The sequence below is a fragment of the Halolamina sp. genome, from assembly GCF_036626355.1.
Lineage (GTDB): Archaea > Halobacteriota > Halobacteria > Halobacteriales > Haloferacaceae > Halolamina.
The window spans coordinates 1-16,816 of the sequence record NZ_JAZKRY010000066.1 but is presented as its reverse complement, the minus strand read 5'-3'; the positions used below and the strand labels follow the sequence as shown (position 1 = coordinate 16,816).

At 66.7% G+C, this 16,816-nt stretch carries 15 protein-coding genes; 7 read left to right on the top strand and 8 right to left on the bottom strand.

What is annotated here, in order from left to right; translation table 11 throughout:
* Positions 1-90 precede the first annotated feature (90 nt).
* From V5A38_RS10915 to V5A38_RS10900, 4 genes are all read left to right on the top strand, one after another.
* On the top strand, positions 91-1,071 hold the full coding sequence (locus tag V5A38_RS10915; protein WP_332325791.1) for a MoxR family ATPase: 981 nt from the start codon (positions 91-93) through the stop codon (positions 1,069-1,071).
* A gap of 206 nt (positions 1,072-1,277) precedes the next feature.
* Positions 1,278-3,302, top strand: coding sequence for a hypothetical protein (locus tag V5A38_RS10910; protein WP_332325790.1), 2,025 nt, complete (start codon positions 1,278-1,280; stop codon positions 3,300-3,302).
* Positions 3,299-6,862, top strand: coding sequence for a UvrD-helicase domain-containing protein (locus V5A38_RS10905; RefSeq protein ID WP_332325789.1), 3,564 nt, complete (start codon positions 3,299-3,301; stop codon positions 6,860-6,862). The genes V5A38_RS10910 and V5A38_RS10905 overlap by 4 nt, the downstream gene beginning before the upstream one ends.
* A gap of 416 nt (positions 6,863-7,278) precedes the next feature.
* Complete coding sequence (locus V5A38_RS10900; protein WP_332325788.1) at positions 7,279-7,905, top strand: nucleotidyltransferase family protein; 627 nt, start codon at positions 7,279-7,281, stop codon at positions 7,903-7,905.
* 10 nt (positions 7,906-7,915) lie between these two features.
* Here V5A38_RS10900 and V5A38_RS10895 read toward each other — a convergent pair whose 3' ends face one another.
* Complete coding sequence (locus V5A38_RS10895) at positions 7,916-9,361, bottom strand: serine hydrolase (RefSeq protein WP_332325787.1); 1,446 nt, start codon at positions 9,359-9,361, stop codon at positions 7,916-7,918.
* Positions 9,362-9,421: 60 nt separating this feature from the next.
* Positions 9,422-9,598, bottom strand: a complete 177-nt coding sequence (locus tag V5A38_RS10890; RefSeq protein WP_332325786.1) for a hypothetical protein — start codon at positions 9,596-9,598, stop codon at positions 9,422-9,424.
* Between the two features lie 89 nt (positions 9,599-9,687).
* Between V5A38_RS10890 and V5A38_RS10885 the strand changes: the two genes are divergently transcribed.
* The gene (locus V5A38_RS10885; RefSeq protein WP_332325785.1) at positions 9,688-10,086 is read left to right on the top strand and encodes a hypothetical protein; all 399 of its coding nucleotides are present in this window, start codon (positions 9,688-9,690) and stop codon (positions 10,084-10,086) included.
* A 25-nt stretch (positions 10,087-10,111) separates the two neighbouring features.
* Here the strand turns inward: V5A38_RS10885 and V5A38_RS10880 are convergent, their stop codons facing one another.
* From V5A38_RS10880 to V5A38_RS10860, 5 genes are all read right to left on the bottom strand, one after another.
* A complete protein-coding gene (locus V5A38_RS10880) occupies positions 10,112-10,504 on the bottom strand; it encodes a DUF6517 family protein (protein ID WP_332325784.1) in 393 nt (130 codons plus the stop codon).
* The gene (locus V5A38_RS10875; RefSeq protein WP_332325783.1) at positions 10,489-11,331 is read right to left on the bottom strand and encodes an enoyl-CoA hydratase-related protein; all 843 of its coding nucleotides are present in this window, start codon (positions 11,329-11,331) and stop codon (positions 10,489-10,491) included. The genes V5A38_RS10880 and V5A38_RS10875 overlap by 16 nt, the downstream gene beginning before the upstream one ends.
* Positions 11,328-12,206, bottom strand: a complete 879-nt coding sequence (locus V5A38_RS10870; RefSeq protein ID WP_332325782.1) for a 3-hydroxyacyl-CoA dehydrogenase family protein — start codon at positions 12,204-12,206, stop codon at positions 11,328-11,330. The genes V5A38_RS10875 and V5A38_RS10870 overlap by 4 nt, the downstream gene beginning before the upstream one ends.
* Before the next feature lie 196 nt (positions 12,207-12,402).
* Entirely contained in the window at positions 12,403-13,848 is a 1,446-nt protein-coding gene (locus V5A38_RS10865; protein ID WP_332325781.1) for an ACP synthase, read from the bottom strand.
* Complete coding sequence (locus V5A38_RS10860; protein WP_332325780.1) at positions 13,845-15,119, bottom strand: beta-ketoacyl synthase N-terminal-like domain-containing protein; 1,275 nt, start codon at positions 15,117-15,119, stop codon at positions 13,845-13,847. The genes V5A38_RS10865 and V5A38_RS10860 overlap by 4 nt, the downstream gene beginning before the upstream one ends.
* Positions 15,120-15,239: 120 nt before the next feature.
* On the opposite strand from V5A38_RS10860, the gene V5A38_RS10855 reads away from it, so the two are divergent.
* On the top strand, positions 15,240-15,434 hold the full coding sequence (locus V5A38_RS10855; protein WP_332325779.1) for a cold shock domain-containing protein: 195 nt from the start codon (positions 15,240-15,242) through the stop codon (positions 15,432-15,434).
* Positions 15,435-15,467: 33 nt separating this feature from the next.
* Here the strand turns inward: V5A38_RS10855 and V5A38_RS10850 are convergent, their stop codons facing one another.
* On the bottom strand, positions 15,468-15,905 hold the full coding sequence (locus V5A38_RS10850) for a hypothetical protein (protein ID WP_332325778.1): 438 nt from the start codon (positions 15,903-15,905) through the stop codon (positions 15,468-15,470).
* A gap of 212 nt (positions 15,906-16,117) precedes the next feature.
* On the opposite strand from V5A38_RS10850, the gene V5A38_RS10845 reads away from it, so the two are divergent.
* Entirely contained in the window at positions 16,118-16,576 is a 459-nt protein-coding gene (locus tag V5A38_RS10845; protein ID WP_332325777.1) for a MaoC/PaaZ C-terminal domain-containing protein, read from the top strand.
* Positions 16,577-16,816 lie beyond the last annotated feature (240 nt).

Here is a 16,816-nt window from a genome sequence, read left to right as displayed (position 1 = left end):
GGACGGTCGACATGAGACGGAGCCGCTCCCGACTGCGAGAGCAGAGCGGGTGGACGAGGACTTTTGCCTCTCGGGGGGTATTCTCAGTACATGTCCCCCGATACCCTAACCGTCCCGGAGACTGGCGAGCGCTGTTCGGCGGTGCTCGACGCCATCGAGGGATCGGTTATCGTCCGCCAGGAGTTCCTGGAGACCGTCCTCATCGGTGTGCTCGCCCGCGGGCACGTCCTGCTGGAGGACGTCCCCGGCACCGGGAAGACCCTGACCGCCCGCAGCGTCGCCGACGCGCTGGGGCTCACGTTCTCCCGCGTGCAGTTCACCCCGGACCTCCTCCCTTCGGACATCACCGGCACGAACGTGTTCAACGAGAACGACGGGAGCTTCGAGTTCCGGCGCGGGCCGGTGTTCGCCAACGTCGTGCTCGCCGACGAGATCAACCGCGCGCCGCCGAAAACCCAGGCGGCGCTGCTGGAGTCGATGGCCGAGGGGCAGGTCACCGTCGAGGGTGAGACCTACGAGCTCCCCGAGCCGTTTTTCGTCATCGCGACACAGAACCCCGTCGAGAGCGAGGGAACGTTCCCGCTCCCGGAGGCCCAGGTCGACCGGTTCGCGGTGAAAAGCTCGATGGGGTACCCCGACCGCGATGGCGAAATCGAACTGCTTCGGCGCCGTGCAGGCCGGACCGAGCAGGAGCCCTCCGTCGAGACGGTGCTCGAAGAGGGGATGGTCGAGATTCTCCAAACGGTCCCCGAGACTGTGCACATCGACGACGACCTGCTCGACTATATCGCCGATCTCTGTCGGGCGACCCGCGAGGACCGCCGGGTCGAGGTCGGTGTCTCGCCCCGGGGGACCCAGCGGTTGTTCGAACTCACCCGTGCGAGCGCAGTCCTCCACTCGCGGGAGTTTGTCACCCCCGACGACGTGAAGCGAATTGCCCGCCCCGCCCTGGCCCATCGACTCGTGCTCACCCCCGAAGCGCGGGTTAACGACGTGTCGAAACACGCCGTGCTCGAAGACGTTCTGGAGGAGGTTCCGGTGCCGACCGTCGAGCGTGAGCAGGTCGCGTGACTGACTCCCCGACGGGATTTGCGGACAAGTCCGTTTCAAATGCTCGAAACCGAGAGTATGTGAGACCACCAGAGCGTGGAACGAAGCGGCCACAGTAGCCTGTCCGGCCCGTGACTGTCCCGTGTTTACTTACCGGCGCCAGCCCTTTGCGTCTCTATCCACCGACACCACCCTCCCAACCGACCGACCGTGCGTCGCCTCACACCATGAGCGGCGACGCTCACGCCGGGTCGCTGCGGGCAGTCGTCGATGACGCGGAACAGCTCCTCGACCGGACGAACCGTTCGCCGGAGCCGACAGCGCTCGTCGTCACGCCGGAGCGACTCCATCGCCGCAATCTCGAGCGCCGCCTCGCCCGGCGTGCGAGCCCACGGAGCAGCTACCGGTTCACCGACGCACCGACCATCGCCGCCGCAGTGTTCGATGCGGCTGGACTCGAGACTCGGACGATCGATCGTATCGACCGACTCAAACACCTCGAGACGCTGTTGGCGGAGTCGACTGACGCAAACGGGCGGCTACAGGCCGCGTTCGGGAGCGAGCTTCCGGCACACCGTGGAGCAATAGCGGCGGCACACCGCCGTATCGCCGGGATGACCGCGTGGGAGCCCAAGCGGCTCACCGCCCTGGAAACCACTGCCGAGCAGCTACCACCGGTCGCGGCCCGCGACACAGCGGATATCGTCGCCGGCGTTCGCGCGCTGGAACAGGGGCTCGCCGACAGGGTCGGCCCGACCCACTCTCGGGAGGCACTCCTCCGGAGAGCGGCATCGTTGGTCCGCAGAGAGCCCGACAACTGGCAGAAAGCGTTCCCGGAGATCGACCAGCTCTCGTTGGCCGGCATCAGCGCCGTCGATGCGCCACTGCTCGACCTGCTGACCGCGGTGACCGTGGCTGGGGTCGAGGTGCGGCTCTATCTCCGCGCAGGGACCGGACCGGCCATTGCCGACCGGTTGACTGACCGGCTTTCGGACCGGGCTGGCCTCCTCGAGGGTACTGCTGGCACGGGGTTCGCTCCCCCGGAGATCCCGATGACCGAACTGGTCGCCGAGACGCCCGAGGCGGAGGGGCGGCTCGCCGCAGCCGCCGTCGCCGGACTGCTTCGAACAGGTGTCTCCCCGAGCGACCTGCTGGTGGTGGCTCGAGACGCCAACGAGTACGAACGCCGGCTCGAGCGGGCAGCCAACAGACACGGGTTCAGCCTTGCCGTCTGGGCGCAGCTCCCGGTCGAGCAGACGCTCCCCTATCGGCTATTCGACGCCGTCTGCACGCTGCTGGGAACGGACGAGCCGACGGTGGAGACACTGCTCAGGCCTCTCGAGTTCCGCTGGGTTCCACCGGAGTCGGCTGAACCGGAAGGGAACGACCCCTGGCCGCGCTCGTCGACCACTGTCGCGGCGTCCCGCGCGATGCTCGCTGATGTACGCGATGGTGCGGGTCCTCGAACGCTGGCCGCGTGGGCCGAGCAGGTCGAGGACACTGCGGCTGCTGGGCCGCTGCGGACGTATCTGGACTGGGTCGCCGCCCAGCCGGACAGCCCCGAGCCCGCGGCGCTTCACGGGACGTTCGAGCCGGTTCTCGATGCCTACCGAGAGCGCGTACTCCCTGAGACCTTCGCGAACGACGCCGCCGATCTGGGCCGAACCGCACAGCTCGCGCGGGCGATCGTCCGGGTCGAGGAGCTGCTCGTCGACACTCGCGGGAAGTACGACGAGTGGCTTGCGGCCGGTGACCTCCCACGGTCGTGGCTCGCCGTCGCGGAGCTGGCCGAACAGGTCGTCGCGACACGACCCGGTCGCCGGGAGCACGCGAACGCAGCCGCCGTCGACGTTGTCGACGCGACGGACGCCTGGCTCAAGCAGGTACCCCACGTCGTCGCTGTGGGTTTGGTCGACGGCATCTGGCCGCGTCGGCCCGAGAGCGTCTTCCCCGGCCCATTCCGGTCGGCCGTCGTCGCGGGCGAGAGCGCTGCCGCTCGCCGGCTCGCGGTCCCCGGCCGCTGGACCGCTTCCCGCGAAACGGACCACCTCGCGAGCGCCGTCGACGCTGCGAGCGGGCAGCTACTCTGTACCCGCTTCCGGCGGAGCCGGGAGGGGACTCCCCAGGAGCGCTCCCCCCTGCTCTCGACGCTGTCCCCTCGGCAGTGTGGCGAGGAGACGGTCCAGTCGCTATTGGCCGGTGGAGCGCTCCCGGAGACGCTCACGCCCGCCGTCGGCGGTGGTTCGCCATGACTGAAGAACCCTCGGCCGAGGCCGACAGTGAGTCCGATGGGTACCGCCAGCTCGAGGGTGTCCAGGCGGAGATCAGGGATGCGTTTTTCTCCCGCGAATCGGGGCTGTTTGTGCTCGATTGTGGGCCTGGAGCGGGGAAATCCGTCACCGTCGACAGCGTCGCCGCCGAGGACCTCGCCCGGAAGACTGCAGTGGGTGCGGAGAGCCCGGCCGAAACGCTCTGTCTCACATCCTTCTCGCGGGACGATGCCGCAAGTATCCTCCCCGGCGTCGAGGCAGCGCTCGTCGGGTTGGCGACGGATTCAGCAGCGCCCGTCCCGCTTTCCGAGGCGGATGCGGCAGGGCTCGCGGCCGCCCTCCGGGGCAGCGACCGCGTGGGAACGATCGACAGCGTGCTGGGGGGCGTCTTCGACGCTATCGCCGAGGAGGTCGGCTTCGATGGCGTCCCGGACGTCGGGGACAGCTCGGCGCTCGCCGGTGTCCACGGCGACGCGCTTACGATCGTTCGTGGCGATGATTCCTTCGAAGGAGTCCTGGCACAACTCGACGACGCCTATCCGGAGGGACGATTCGACGACGACCTGAACGATCTGCTCGCAACGGCTCGGAGTGCCTGCCGCGAGCGCCGACTCGGCGTCGACGGACTCCGCGACCGCCTCGAAGCGGTGGTCGAGGGCGCCTACCCGGATGGGCCGCCTGCGTCGCTGGCGGCCGTGTTGCGAGATGTGACGCGGTTCTTCGGCCCGGCCGAGCGCGACGCGGTGGAAGACCGCCTGGCCGCTGACCCCGACGGGGAGCCTGACGCCGTAGTGACCGCTGACGCCGCGTGCTACGAGGAGTGGCATGGGACCATCGAAGCGTTCTGTACGGTCCTCGACGCCTACCTCGACGCCTACGACGAGGCCTGCCGAGCCAACGGCGTTGTCGCGCACGTCGACGTCGCCCACTGGATCGCGACGTTCTTCGCGGAACCCCGGTACGCCAGCCCGTTCCGCGAGCGGCTTCGGGAGCGCTACACGAACCGGCTCTCGACGGTCATCGTGGACGAGGCACAGGACGTCTCCCGCGCCCAACACGACGCGCTGGCGCCGCTGGTCGACGCCGACAGCCGCGTCCTCCTGGTCGGCGACCGGAACCAGAGTATCTACGCGTGGCGCAACGCGCAGCCGAGCCTCTTCGCAGCGGCTGTCGAGGATGGCGAGTACTTCGGCGTCGACTGGACAACTCACGAGGCGGCACGCGCCACCCGGACGTACCGCTGCCGTCCGGAGGTCGCGGCGGCGATCGACACGGTGTTCGACCCAGTGTTCACGGACCCGACGCGGGGAGGCACTGGCGACGGCGATTATCAACCCCTCACCACTGTCCGTAAGTCGATAGCCGAGCCGAGCCTCCATATCGCCGCCTTCGGGGGCCGAGGCCAACCAGGAAACGGAACGTGGATCGACCCGGCAGATGGTGTGGGGGAGGCCCAGGCGCTGGCCGACTGCATCGCAGCGGGCCTCAGTGACGGCCGCTTCGAGACTGCGGATACGGCTGAGCCCGGCGTGACTGTCCTCTTCCAGCGCCGGACACACATGGGGAGCTACATCGACGCCTTCGCCGACGCCGGGCTCTCGGTCAGGGACACGAGCCGCGCGCTGTTCGACCATCCACTGGTCGGGGCCGTCTGTGGCGTCGTCGAGTGGCTGGAGGCACCGACCAGCCAGTCGAAGACGCTCGAGCTCACGAACGACGACGCCCTGCCCCTCAACACGCTGGTCGACAGGCTCATGCGCTCGGACTGGTCGATTCAGGCTGTCGCCGATAGCGGCCGGCTTTCAGGGACCGAGGGCGAGTTCGTCGACGGCCTCGCGGAACTGGCGGAACGTCGGCCGTCGCATCTGGCAGGCGCCGGGGCGGACGTGGTGAGCGATGTCATCGAGACGCTCTCGCTCGCGTCCGACCCGTTCGACCGGAGCACCGCAGCCACTGACGACATCGCCGTGCTGGACCGGCTGGTCGCAACTGTCGTCGACTGGGAGGGCGAGGAGACGTACTCACTCGCCCAGCTCGCAGCCGCGCTTGGACACGCCCGGCGAAACTCGCGACGGGGGCCGAGCCTGCCGACGAAGGGCCAAGCGGTGACGGACAAGCGGGCGGCGACTACCGACGGTGCCGATGTGACCTTCCGTACGATTCACGGCGCCAAAGGCGACGAGGACGACGTTGTCGCGGTCGCCGATCTCGGTGCGGGACTGGGACGGATCGGCCCGTATCTCGATCGATTTCTCAGCCACGGCCGTCACGTCGGGCTGGCGCCGCCTGGGACCCACAGAACCGAGGACGACTACCCCTCGCTCGACGGAACCGTGCTCGCTGGCGGCCCGTACAACCCGAAGGCCAAACCCGACGACGACCATGCAGGGCTTCGCTGGGCAAGCGAACGCTGGGTTCCTGGTGAAGACCGCCTCGCCGGTCCGGCACCGAGTCGGGGGGCCGTCGCCGACACCCGAGCCGAGCGCTGGCGACTCCTGTTCGTCGCGCTCTCCCGTGCGCGTGACCATCTCGTGCTCCCGCTGCCCGAACGCCGTGACGAGCCGGAGCCGCGTGACCGCTGGGTCGACACGCTCCGCCAGGCCTTCGAGTTCGACGCCAGCAGTCCCGCCGAGTACACAGTCGGCGCTCCTGGTCACCACGAACCAGTCCGTGTGGCCGTCCACCGACCGACTGGGCCCGAGCCGAAGACGGCCAGTAACACGGCTGAAACGGGTGACCCTGCTAAGTCGGCACCCAAGCCGGACCCCGTTCCGCCACGAGGCTGGACGCCGCGTTTCGTGAACCCAAGTACGGTTTATGCGCTCTCGACATCGCCCGACGAACACGTGCTGGCCCATCTGAGCGGCCGCGCACTCCATACTGACCACGCTGGGGTCTCCGAGGCACTGCCGCTGACGTTCGAGACGATGAGCCCCGCCGTTGTCGGCGATGTTGCCCACGATGTGTTCACGGTTGCGCTCGACCGGTCGGTCACGACGACGACGCTTCAGGAGGGAAGCGGACCGCTCCCTGCAGCAGTCGACCGGGCACTGAGATGCCACACCCGCGGGGTCGCCCACGCGGAGCGCGAGCGCCTCAGACAGTACGTCGAAGGGACGCTCCTTCCGGCACTGGCTGAGAGCGCCCTGTGGGAGCGACTCCAGGAGAGCAGGCAGCTGTACGTCGAAGAGCCCCTCGATGCCATCGCCCGAGTTGGCGGCAACGGGCAGGCCGGGGTGGATGTCGAGATTGGTGGGGAGGCCGATATCGTCTCCGTGGATGCCGAGGGGCGCTGGCGGGTCGACGACCTGAAAGTTGTGCTCAAACCGCTCGACAGGGAGTGCTGGGACCGCTACGAACTACAGGCGGCAACGTACGCATTGGCGCTTGCGCGACAGTTAGGTGTCGAGGCGGTACACGCCGCTGTGACGACCGTCGGCGTCGAGAGCGGCACCCGACAAATCGAATCGGGGTCCGCCGAGGTTCGGACGGCGCTGGAGCAGTTGAGTGATCTGGACTGGGAGACCGGCGGCCGACGATAAGTCCGAGGCGGCAGACTCGCTCGTCACGGGTCCAGTCCTCGGAGAACTGCCTGAGTCGGGACCGGCACCCGAATATCGGCCGTCGAAGTCGGGCTGGTCCGGCTGGTTCGGTGCGTCGGCGTCAGGGCCGTCCCCGCTTGATCAGCTCTGTTCCCTCACGTAAATCTCAGTATCGGCTGTTCGCCGATAGAGAGGCCGGTTTCGAACGGCGTGTCGATGACCTCATACACGGGTGGATAAGCGCCAATCGCTTCTCACCGGTTGCGGAACGAAACGAAGGCATCGCGTCGAAAATCACGACACGTTGCTTCAAAGAACCTGACTTCCGCCAGCCTGAAATCGTCATTTTCGGGTACCGCAACGATCCGACTATGCTCCCTCCGAGGGTTTTTGCAAGTGGGGGCGCGCAACTTCCCATGGCGCATCGTGGCGACGTCGTGGGCGTTCTTCTCGCTGCCGGGCTGGGAACGCGGTTCGAGGGCGAGAACAAACTCCTGGCACGGGTCGAACATCGATCGAGTGAGGGTGACCCGACGAACCGGCAGCCGATCGTCCGACTCGCAGCCCAACGGCTGGTCGCGGCACCCGTCGACGACGCCGTCGCGGTACTGGGTCACGAGGCGTCGCGGGTCCGCGAGGCGCTCGAGCCGGTGGATATCAATACTGTCGAGAACCCAGACTACGCGTGCGGCCAGGCCAGTTCCGTCGCATGTGGCGTCGACTGGGCGCGTGAACGGGAGGCCGACGCCGCCCTGTTCGCACTGGGAGATATGCCCTGGGTCGAGCCATCGACGTACCGGCGGGTCAGTGGGCGCTGGCAAAAGTCGGATGCGAGTATCGTCGTCCCGGAGTATCAGGGGACGCGTGGAAATCCCGTCCTGTTCGATGCCAGCCATTTCGACGCGCTGGCTGCTGTCTCGGGCGATATCGGGGGCCGGGAGCTGATTGCACGCAACCCGGTCGAACGGGTCGCCGTCGATGACCCCGCAATTCACCGTGATGTAGACAGGGAGGCTGACCTCGACGACGAATCGGTCGAGTAGTCGCCGCCAACTACTCGTGCTGTCGGTGGAGCCGCCAGCGCTGGAGCAGCATATCTACCCCCCCGTCAGTGTCGAGGAACTCGATGGGGACGCGTGAGTCACCGGAAACCGTATAGTAGCTGAGATCGTCCGGGTTCGAACTGTTGGGGAACAGCGTCAGCGATTGGTCGCCGAGGCGGCCCTCCACCTCCACGGACAGGGTGGTTCCCTCGCGCTCGACGGTCGCCGACTGGATATCGCGGTAGGACTCGTACTCGCCGACGAGGGAGTCTGCTTTCCGTTCCAGAGCCAGCCGCGGCACCACCTCCTCGGGCTCCTCGCCCTGCAAGATAGCCAGCAGCGCGTGGCCAGCGACGGTTGGGTGGTGTGCCGGCGCGGTGTTGCAGGCGATGACGACACCCACGTCTGCATCGGCGAGATAGCCGATGAATGCCGTCGTCGTCCCCATCATCCCGCCATGGCCGACGAGCGTGTCGTCGAGGAACGATTGGACAGAGAGCCCGTAGCCGTACTCCCGTTCCACGCCGTCGACGTTCTCGTAGCGAGTGATCGACGGCGTCGTCATCGCGCCGACAGCGTCGGCCTGCAGGATTCGCTCGTCGCCGAACTCGCCGCCGTTCATCAGCGCCTGGAGGAACCGGGAGGTTTCGATGACTGAACTCGCGAGCCCGCCGGGAGCGTACATCGGCTCCGCGAAGCCGAGACTCCCTTCGCGCCACTCCGTTTCTCCGTCCTCGGTGGCTTCCTCGTAGTAGGCGCTCATCCGGTCCGTTTCGGCCTCGAAGCGCTCGGCGGTGAAACAGGAGCGCTCCATCCCCAGTGGCTTGAAGACGTTTTTCCGGACGTACCGCTCGAAATCGACGCCCGTGAGCTCCGCAACCAGTTTCCCGAGCAGCGCGAAGCCGGTGTTGTAGTAGAAGAAATGCTCCTCCTCGGTGTAGCGCTCGTCGCTACTTGCCTGGACGTGCCGACGGAAGTCGTCGTCGCTGGTGAGCGGGACGTTCGCATCACCGATGTCAGTGAGCCGGGTAACGAGCGCCGAGAGGTTGCCGTCACTGGGCATGCCGGAGGTATGGGTCAGCAGCGACTCGACGGTAATCGGGTCGCCCGGAACGTCGGAGAGATGCGGGAGGTACGCCGAAACAGCGTCAGAAAGCTCGAGTTCCGTGCGTTCGACACACTGCAGCACCGCCGTTGCGACGACGGATTTCGTACAGGAGCCGATTCCATACAGCGTGTCGGGCGTCGCGGGCAGGTCGTCGTCGAGGTCGCGGGCGCCGAACCCCTCCGCGTAGCTGAGTTCAGCACCTCCCTCGAGTGCGGCTGCTTGTGGCGCACTCCCTTCCACAACCGCAACGCTGGCACCTGGAACCCCGTTCTCGCTCATCCACTCAGCAACGTAACGCTCAACGGCCTGTTCCGTCTCGGGGGAGAGTGCCCCGCTATTCGTAGCCATGGCTCGTGGATGTTCTGGCAACCGGAAGTAGCCTCGCCTGGCGGCGAACTGGACGCCGCCTTAGAGCGTCATCGACGCCACGAGGGCGACGACGAACAGGGCGGTCGCGATCGCGGTAGTTCCGGACGCTGTGGCACTGTCGCCGGGGCCGTCGGTGACCATCGTGACCCCGAGCACGCCGACGACGGCAACGATTGCGACGAACCACGCGAACACGACGTAAGGAAGCCCAGCCATGTAGGCACTCTTTACCCGCCCCATTATAACTCTCGGGGAATAGCTCCAAGGAAGACAGCTATTTCCCCGACCAGCCCCGACCCGGAGCCATGCGGATGGAACTGCGGGTGTGCAAACACTGCTACGAAGGGGAGCACGGTAACCCGGAGAAGACAGCGGTGACCCGCGACATGGTCAACTGTGCGGAACGAGTTCGAGAGTACAAGGACCTCATCGGGATGGATAGCCTCTACATCACCCGCGTGAAGGAGGGCGAGCCCGGTGGCTCGGAGGCGCTCTCGGCGATCGTCGCCTCGATCGAAAACGGGCAGATCCAGCTTTCTGACACGCAGCTCGTGATGGAGGACGACGACGAGAACATGCTGGTCTACCCCGAGCCCGAGGATATCCTCGAGGTGCTCACGCGGAACATCGACCAGATTCAGCAGCACGCACGTGAGGACGTGACGGTCTCGCTGTCGACGGAAGGCGCCGAACTGATCTCCTGACGCGGCTCACTCCGGGTGGCTCACATTAGCCATGAGCGTCCGGCCTCTCGTAGCGACTCTGGAGCTGTCCGACGATCTTCTCGGTGCGCCCGTCGTCGATGGGGTTGAACTCCTGGCCCGCCACGTTCACTTCTGGGCTGGTGAAGGCGGTGGATACGCCGAGTTTGGCGCTTCCGATTAACGGGATATCGATCTCCTTGTCGCACTCGGTGATGACGTTGGTCACTGTCACCTCCTGTCCCGCAAACTCTCGTGTGATGGTCTCTTCACGCTGGTCTTGCCGCTCGTAACCCGTATCGGCCGTGCTCGTCGTCGCCGCCTCGGCGCTGAAAGAGGTAGAGCCGCCGCTACAGCCCGCGAGCCCGGCAATTCCCGTGAGAGCGAGCGGGTCGTTCGTCATCACTACTGGCCGCGCCATTCGGGATCGCGCTCCTCGAAGAACGCGTCGATCCCTTCGTTTTTGTCCTCACTGGCAAAGAGACCGACGAAGAGCTCCGTCTCGTACTCCAGTCCGCGGGAAAGCGGCTGCTCAGCGGCCGCCCGGATCGCTTCTTTCGCCCGCGAGAGCGCGAGCGGGCTGTGGTCGGCGATGGCGCCAGCGAGGTCGTCGACGCGCGCGTCGAGTTCCTCCGGCGGGACCGCCTCCTCGACGAGGCCGATATCGGCTGCCTCCGTGGCGTCGATGAGCTCTCCCGAAAGGATGAGCTTCATCGCCTCTCCGGTCCCGACGAGTCGGGGAAGGCGCTGCGTCCCCCCGCCCCCGGGAATGAGTCCGAGGGTGATCTCTGGCTGGCCGAGTTTCGCGTCCGCCCGAGCAATGCGGATATCGCAGGCCTGGGCCAGTTCACAGCCGCCGCCGAGCGCGTGACCGTTCACCCGGGCGATGACCGGCTTCGAGCAGTCCGCGACCCTCTCGTACACCCGCGGCTGCTGGCTGGCCTCACGCTGCTCGACGACGCCCCGCTCCCGGAGTTCTCCGACGTCGGCGCCCGCGACGAACGCATTGGCCTCGTCGCTGCCCGTGAGGACGACGACTCTGACCGCGTCATCGGTCTCGATCGCGCCGAACACGCCGATGAGTTCCTCCCGAACCGCGCCGTTGAGCGCGTTTCTCGCGTCCGGTCGGTCGATCGTCACCGTCGCAACATGTGACGCGCGGTCGCCAATGTCGGCGTCGATCAGTTCGCAGTCGGCGGCGAACGCGACGGTGGGAGTGTCCGTTGGGTCGGATCCCGAGTTACTCATCGGAACTCCTCCGCGACGGCGACAGCCTCGCCGTCCTCCCAGACGTAGAACCCCTCCCCGGTTTTCTTTCCGAGCTTCCCCGCACGGACTTTCCGCCGCAGGAGCGCTGGCGGCCGGAACCGCTCGCCGAGCTCTTCTCGCAGGTGTTCGAGGATGTCAAGGCGCACGTCAAGGCCGACAACGTCGGTGAGCTGGAGCGGACCCATCGGATGGCGGTAACCAAGCTCCATCCCGTCGTCGATGGCAGCAGGGGCTGCGACGCCCGCCTGGACCATCCGGATTGCCTCGACACCCTGTGCGGCGCCGAGTCGTGACGTGGCGAAGCCAGGCGCATCCTCGACGACGACGGCCGTCTTGCCGATCTCCTCGACGAACTCCTCGGCGAACGCGACGGTATCGTCGCTCGTCTGCTCGGCGACCACGACTTCGACCAGCGCCATGATGTGGACGGGGTTGAAGAAGTGAAGCCCGACCAGCCGGGACGGGTCGTCGAGGCTGCTCGCGATGCTCGTCACCGGGAGCGAGGAGGTGTTCGTCGCGAGCACCGCCTGGTCCTCAGCGAGTAGTTCCGCCTCCCCGAGCACCTCCTGTTTCAGCTCCTCGTCCTCGGGGACGGCCTCGACGACCAGGTCCGCCCCCTCGACAGCGCTTTCGAGCTCGACCGTCGTCTCGATCCGGTCCAGCGCGTCGGCCGCCTCCGCCTCAGTGAGCTTGTCCCGAGCGATAGCGCCCCCGAGATTCTCCTCGATGCTGTCCACCGCATCCTCCAGCACCGACTCATCGACGTCCCGGAGGGCGACCTCGTAGCCGGCGGTTGCACCGACCTGTGCGATGCCGTGGCCCATGGTCCCGGCACCGATGACAGAGAGCTTCATGCCCCAGGGCGCGGCGCCACGGAAGGTAAGCGTTTGGCTGCGGCCCTCGGGGTAGCGAACAGGCGATCGTCCCGGCGCTCCACAGCGCCAGTCCCGTGCGACGTGCATCGCGCACCCGCCTCGTCCGTCGCACGGCAGTGCTCAGGTCATGGCCTGGATGGCCGCGCTCCCCTATTTGAATGCTTGGCTCGCCGTGTTACTCCGTTGGTCGGACCTTCCGCCCGTACCGGGTCACGCCTTCCTGCGTGTAGATTCGGCGGATAACCGCCTCCACGGCGTCACCGGCTTCAACGCGTTCCGGGTCCGTCTCCGTCACCTGCATCGGGACGCTGGCAGTTCGCTCGGTTTCGGCGGTTTCGGCGGTTTCGGCGTTCTGTGGTGGGAACGAGACGATGGCAACACCGAAATCGCCGCCACGCTCCGCCTGCTGGGCGAACTCCGGCGGCGCGCCGCCCGGTGAAACACCCGTTACGGTCTCCACAGTTCCGGTGTGGGACAGGCGAGTGGGCTCGTACGCGCCCAGGTTGTGACACTCAGGACAGGCCCCGTCCGCCGGGAACGCCAGGGCACCACATTTCGGACAGTGGCCCGCGTCGAGTCGGTAGCGTGCGCCACGCTGTCGACGCCAGGACGGGACCGACACCTGTGCGCCCCCACCTGCTGGCGAGCCACTGTCGAGCTCACCTCGGAGTCGGAGATACTGCGGGTAATCGACCACTTCTGTTTCCTGGTCAGCATTGGACACAACGGGTGTCGTGCCCTCGAACAGGAGCGCATCAGCGCCCGCACCCGAGCCGAATCCAACCGCGAGTACGGAGCCACAACCGGCTGCCAACGCCTGTGCGAGTGCGGCCGGCGCAGAGGCAGCGCCGAGGTCACCGTGGTCCGTCGCGACAGTGAACAGCTTCGCATCCGTGTCCAGGACACCGGCGGCACGCCCGGGGCGCTTCCCGTCCGGGGCCTGGAGCGCGAGCGCCTCTGCGGCGCCGACGATGTCGGCTTCGAGGCGACCAATAGCCCCAGAAACACACTCACGGTACGCCTGCCGGTCGTAGCTGCTGATCCCGAGTCCATGGACGGGTCCCTCGCCCTGCTCCCTGAACCGTGTCCCGGGGTAGTCAGCGACGTACTCGGCGCGTTCGGTGAGCGCTGCGCCGGTTCCCTCAGCATGGGCATCGACGACGAACGCTGCGGCGCCCGCACCCGCCGCGTGCTCTTCTGGGCTATTGGGCTCCCCACGTGGACAGTCAGCAGCGACGACGAGGGCGGGAAACGCCGCAGTGTCGGCGGCGACGAGCAGTGCCTGGGTGCCCGCTCGGGTGGAGCTCCCGAGGCTGCGATGCACGGCGTTCTCGACGCCGAGGAACGCCGCAAGCCGCGGGGTGAGCGCCTCCTCCGCGAGCGGCGGTGTCGTCGTCGCAAACGTCAGGGCAGCGATATTGCCCGCCTCGATTCCCGCTGCGTCGAGGGCTCGGCGTGCCGCGGCAGCCCCCATCGTCAACGCATCCTCGTCAGCGGCCGCGACGCGCTTCTCCGCGACGCCGGCGGCCTGGACCCGTCCCCAGGCCTCAGCAATGGTGTCTGCGTCGATTCGGTATCGCGGCGCGTGCACACCGGCGCCGATGATGCTCGGGTCGGTCATGCGGACTCACCTCCGGGGCCCACGTCAGCGTCTGATGTCTCCCCGCCGTCGCCCGTAGCCCTGGAGTCGGTTTCGAACACGTGGACGACGGCCGCGCCGCCGCTCCCTCCGACGTTGTGTGTGAGCCCTCGTTCGGCTCCCTCGATCTGGCGGTCACCGGCGCGCCCGGTGAGCTGTTCGAACGCCTCGACAGCCTGTCCAGCACCGGTGGCGCCGATCGGATGGCCTTTGGATTTGAGTCCGCCGGAGCTGTTGACCGGGAGGTCGCCATCGAGGGCAGTCACGCCGGCCTCCAGCAGTTCGCCGGCCTCACCAGGACCACAGAAGCCAAGATCTTCGTAGGCCAGCAGTTCAGCGATGGCGAAGCAGTCGTGAACCTCCGCAAAATCGAGTCGCTCGCTGACGGTCTTCGGATCGATGTCGGCCTCCTCGTACGCCCGCTCGGCCGCCATCGACGACGCAGGGATGCCGGTGTAGCTCTCGCGCTGGAACAGCCCGACGCGGTCCGAGGCGGCGCCGACGCCGGCGACGCGGACCCGGTCGTCGAACTGCTCGGCGACGTCCTCGCTGGCGACGAGGACGGCCGCAGCGCCATCACTCGTCGGACAGCAGTGATAGAGTGTGAGCGGGTCGGCGACAACCGGTGCGTGCTCGGCCTCCGCCAGCGAACAGGTGAAGCCGAGCTGGGCTTTCGGGTTCTTCGCACCGTTCTCGTGGTTCTTCACAGCCACCCTGGAAAGCGCTTCGCCGTCGACGTGGTGCTCCCGCAGGTAGGCGTCGGCCATCTGTGCGTAGACGCCGGCGAACGTAGTTCCGGCCATCCGCTCCCATTCGGTCTCCCCGGAGACGCCGAGCCACCATTTCGTCGCTTCCGAGGAGGTATCGGTCATCACCTCGACCCCACCGGCGAGCACGAGATCGGCCATCCCCGAGCGAACCGCCATCACCGCCTGCCGGAGCGCGTAACCCGACGCGGCGCACGCGTTCTCCACGCGGGTGCAGGGGACGCCGTGGAGTCCGAGATGCTCGGTGATTGCCGGCCCGGAGAGCCCGAGTTGACGGCCACCGACGCCCAGCGTGCCAATATAGGCCTCGTCGATGTCGGCGCCGCCCAGGCCGCCAACCGCGTCGACGCCGTCGCTGGCCTCTTCCGCTGGAGTTGTCGACGCGAGTGCACGCTCGTACGCCGTTCGGAACAGCGACCGGTAGCTCTCGTCCGGGAACGAGCCAAACGCCGACTGGCCCGCACCGACGAGATACGCGTCGTTCATGCGTGGTTCCTCTGTGGGCGGTGGGCAAATAGCCCGGTGAAGCTCGCTGTGGGCCGAGTGGAGTGGTGTCGACCTACGGATATTTCTTTCCGAGCGCCCGAATTTTTACTGGAGATAGCGATGGCGACAGGCGAGGTTGCGTTCTTCGACGACACTGGCGGTTACGGCTTCATCGACACGGAGGATGCGGACCACGACGTGTTCTTTCATCTGGAGGACGTTGGCGGTCCCGACTTCGGGGAAGACCAGGCGGTAGAGTTCGAGATCGAGCAGGCCGAGAAAGATCCACGAGCGAAGAACCTCGAGCGACTCTGACCGGCTCAGGAGGACGTATTTTTGCGAGGACGGTCATCCCAGATAGCGGACGCGGACCGACAGCTGTTGCTCGTGAGCAGGGCCACCCGTCTCCGAGAGTGGTAGCTCGATCCGCTCGCGAAGTCGTGTTCGGACGGTCTCGCGCCAGCCCTTGACCGCGCGGGCGTGGGCCTCGTGGTGGCGCTCCACACTGTACGCACCCCCCTCCCGAAGTTCGTCCTCGGTATCGTCGACGGTCGGGTACGGCGGTCGGTCGGTGACGAAACAGCCCGGCCGGAAGTGAACTGCGCCGTCATCCTGCCCGGAGCCATCGACGACGTGGATCCGGGCACGCATTCGCCCCGAAAACGGCGGGAGTACCCGGAGCACCGTGGGACGGCGCCCTCGCTCGCGAGCTTCGAGCGCCGTGAGAACGTCGTCGGTGTGAACTGCGAGCGTATCGATGCGTCGTGGGTCGTTCCCCTGGCTCATCCCTCTCGGTACCGCCGGTCGAGATCGCCGCCGCAGTCCGGACACGCAGCCCGGTACGAGAGGTTGCTCACCGTCCCACCACAGCGCTGACAGACGAAGGTAGGCCCGACCATCGCATGGTAGTACATCCCTCACATAGGTAAACCTGTTCACGACTCTCGCTCCAGCGCGCGGTGCCTACGTTTAAGATGGCGGTGGTGGAACGAGGGGCTATGCCTTACAGCTACGAACCACACTACTTCGAGGATTTCGAGGTCGGCCAGACGTTCCAGAGCGTCGGACGTACGGTGACAGAGTCCGACTTCACGCTCCACTCGATGTTCACCGGCGACTGGACGGAGCTCCACACCAACAAGGAGTACGCCGGCGAGGAGGAGTTCGGCGAACGCGTCGCCCACGGCCCGATGACGTTCTCGCTGGCGACTGGGTTCGTCTACCGCTGTGGCTTCCTCGAGCGGACGGTGCTCGCGTTCCTGGGGATGAACTACATGGACATTCCGGCGCCGGTGGCGATGGACGACACGATCTCCCTGGGGATGGAGGTGACGGAGACGAAGGAGCTCTCCTCACGGGACGACGCCGGCCTCGTCGTCATCGACACGACGATGACGAACCAGGACGACGAGGTGGTGTTCGAGGGCGACATGAAGTTCATGGTGAAACGAACGTAGTGTAGAAAACCCCTACCTTCCTGCGAATAGTTCATAATCCGGTCCAGAGCGGGAATCCCTGCAATTAGCCTTTTAACCTGATCCGGTAGAAGTATCTATCAGGCAGCCTCTTCCGCCGTCCCGTCCGATGTTTCGATCACAGACAGTTCGTCATCCACCGTCAGACTGATCGTGTCCTCGTCGATCGTAAACGTAAACCGGCTCTTGAAGGGATCTGTCGCGAGAATCTCTTCATCATAA

Bases quoted from the DNA above. Each gene is read 5' to 3' on its own strand.
- V5A38_RS10915 (WP_332325791.1), top strand. From the start codon at position 91: ATGTCCCCCGATACCCTAACCGTCCCGGAGACTGGCGAGCGCTGTTCG.
- V5A38_RS10890 (WP_332325786.1), bottom strand. From the start codon at position 9,598: ATGGCTGGGCTTCCTTACGTCGTGTTCGCGTGGTTCGTCGCAATCGTT.
- V5A38_RS10905 (WP_332325789.1), top strand. From the start codon at position 3,299: ATGACTGAAGAACCCTCGGCCGAGGCCGACAGTGAGTCCGATGGGTAC.
- V5A38_RS10860 (WP_332325780.1), bottom strand. From the start codon at position 15,119: ATGAACGACGCGTATCTCGTCGGTGCGGGCCAGTCGGCGTTTGGCTCG.
- V5A38_RS10910 (WP_332325790.1), top strand. From the start codon at position 1,278: ATGAGCGGCGACGCTCACGCCGGGTCGCTGCGGGCAGTCGTCGATGAC.
- V5A38_RS10875 (WP_332325783.1), bottom strand. From the start codon at position 11,331: ATGAGTAACTCGGGATCCGACCCAACGGACACTCCCACCGTCGCGTTC.
- V5A38_RS10845 (WP_332325777.1), top strand. From the start codon at position 16,118: ATGCCTTACAGCTACGAACCACACTACTTCGAGGATTTCGAGGTCGGC.
- V5A38_RS10900 (WP_332325788.1), top strand. From the start codon at position 7,279: ATGGCGCATCGTGGCGACGTCGTGGGCGTTCTTCTCGCTGCCGGGCTG.
- V5A38_RS10880 (WP_332325784.1), bottom strand. From the start codon at position 10,504: ATGGCGCGGCCAGTAGTGATGACGAACGACCCGCTCGCTCTCACGGGA.
- V5A38_RS10865 (WP_332325781.1), bottom strand. From the start codon at position 13,848: ATGACCGACCCGAGCATCATCGGCGCCGGTGTGCACGCGCCGCGATAC.
- V5A38_RS10850 (WP_332325778.1), bottom strand. From the start codon at position 15,905: ATGAGCCAGGGGAACGACCCACGACGCATCGATACGCTCGCAGTTCAC.
- V5A38_RS10885 (WP_332325785.1), top strand. From the start codon at position 9,688: ATGCGGATGGAACTGCGGGTGTGCAAACACTGCTACGAAGGGGAGCAC.
- V5A38_RS10895 (WP_332325787.1), bottom strand. From the start codon at position 9,361: ATGGCTACGAATAGCGGGGCACTCTCCCCCGAGACGGAACAGGCCGTT.
- V5A38_RS10855 (WP_332325779.1), top strand. From the start codon at position 15,240: ATGGCGACAGGCGAGGTTGCGTTCTTCGACGACACTGGCGGTTACGGC.
- V5A38_RS10870 (WP_332325782.1), bottom strand. From the start codon at position 12,206: ATGAAGCTCTCTGTCATCGGTGCCGGGACCATGGGCCACGGCATCGCA.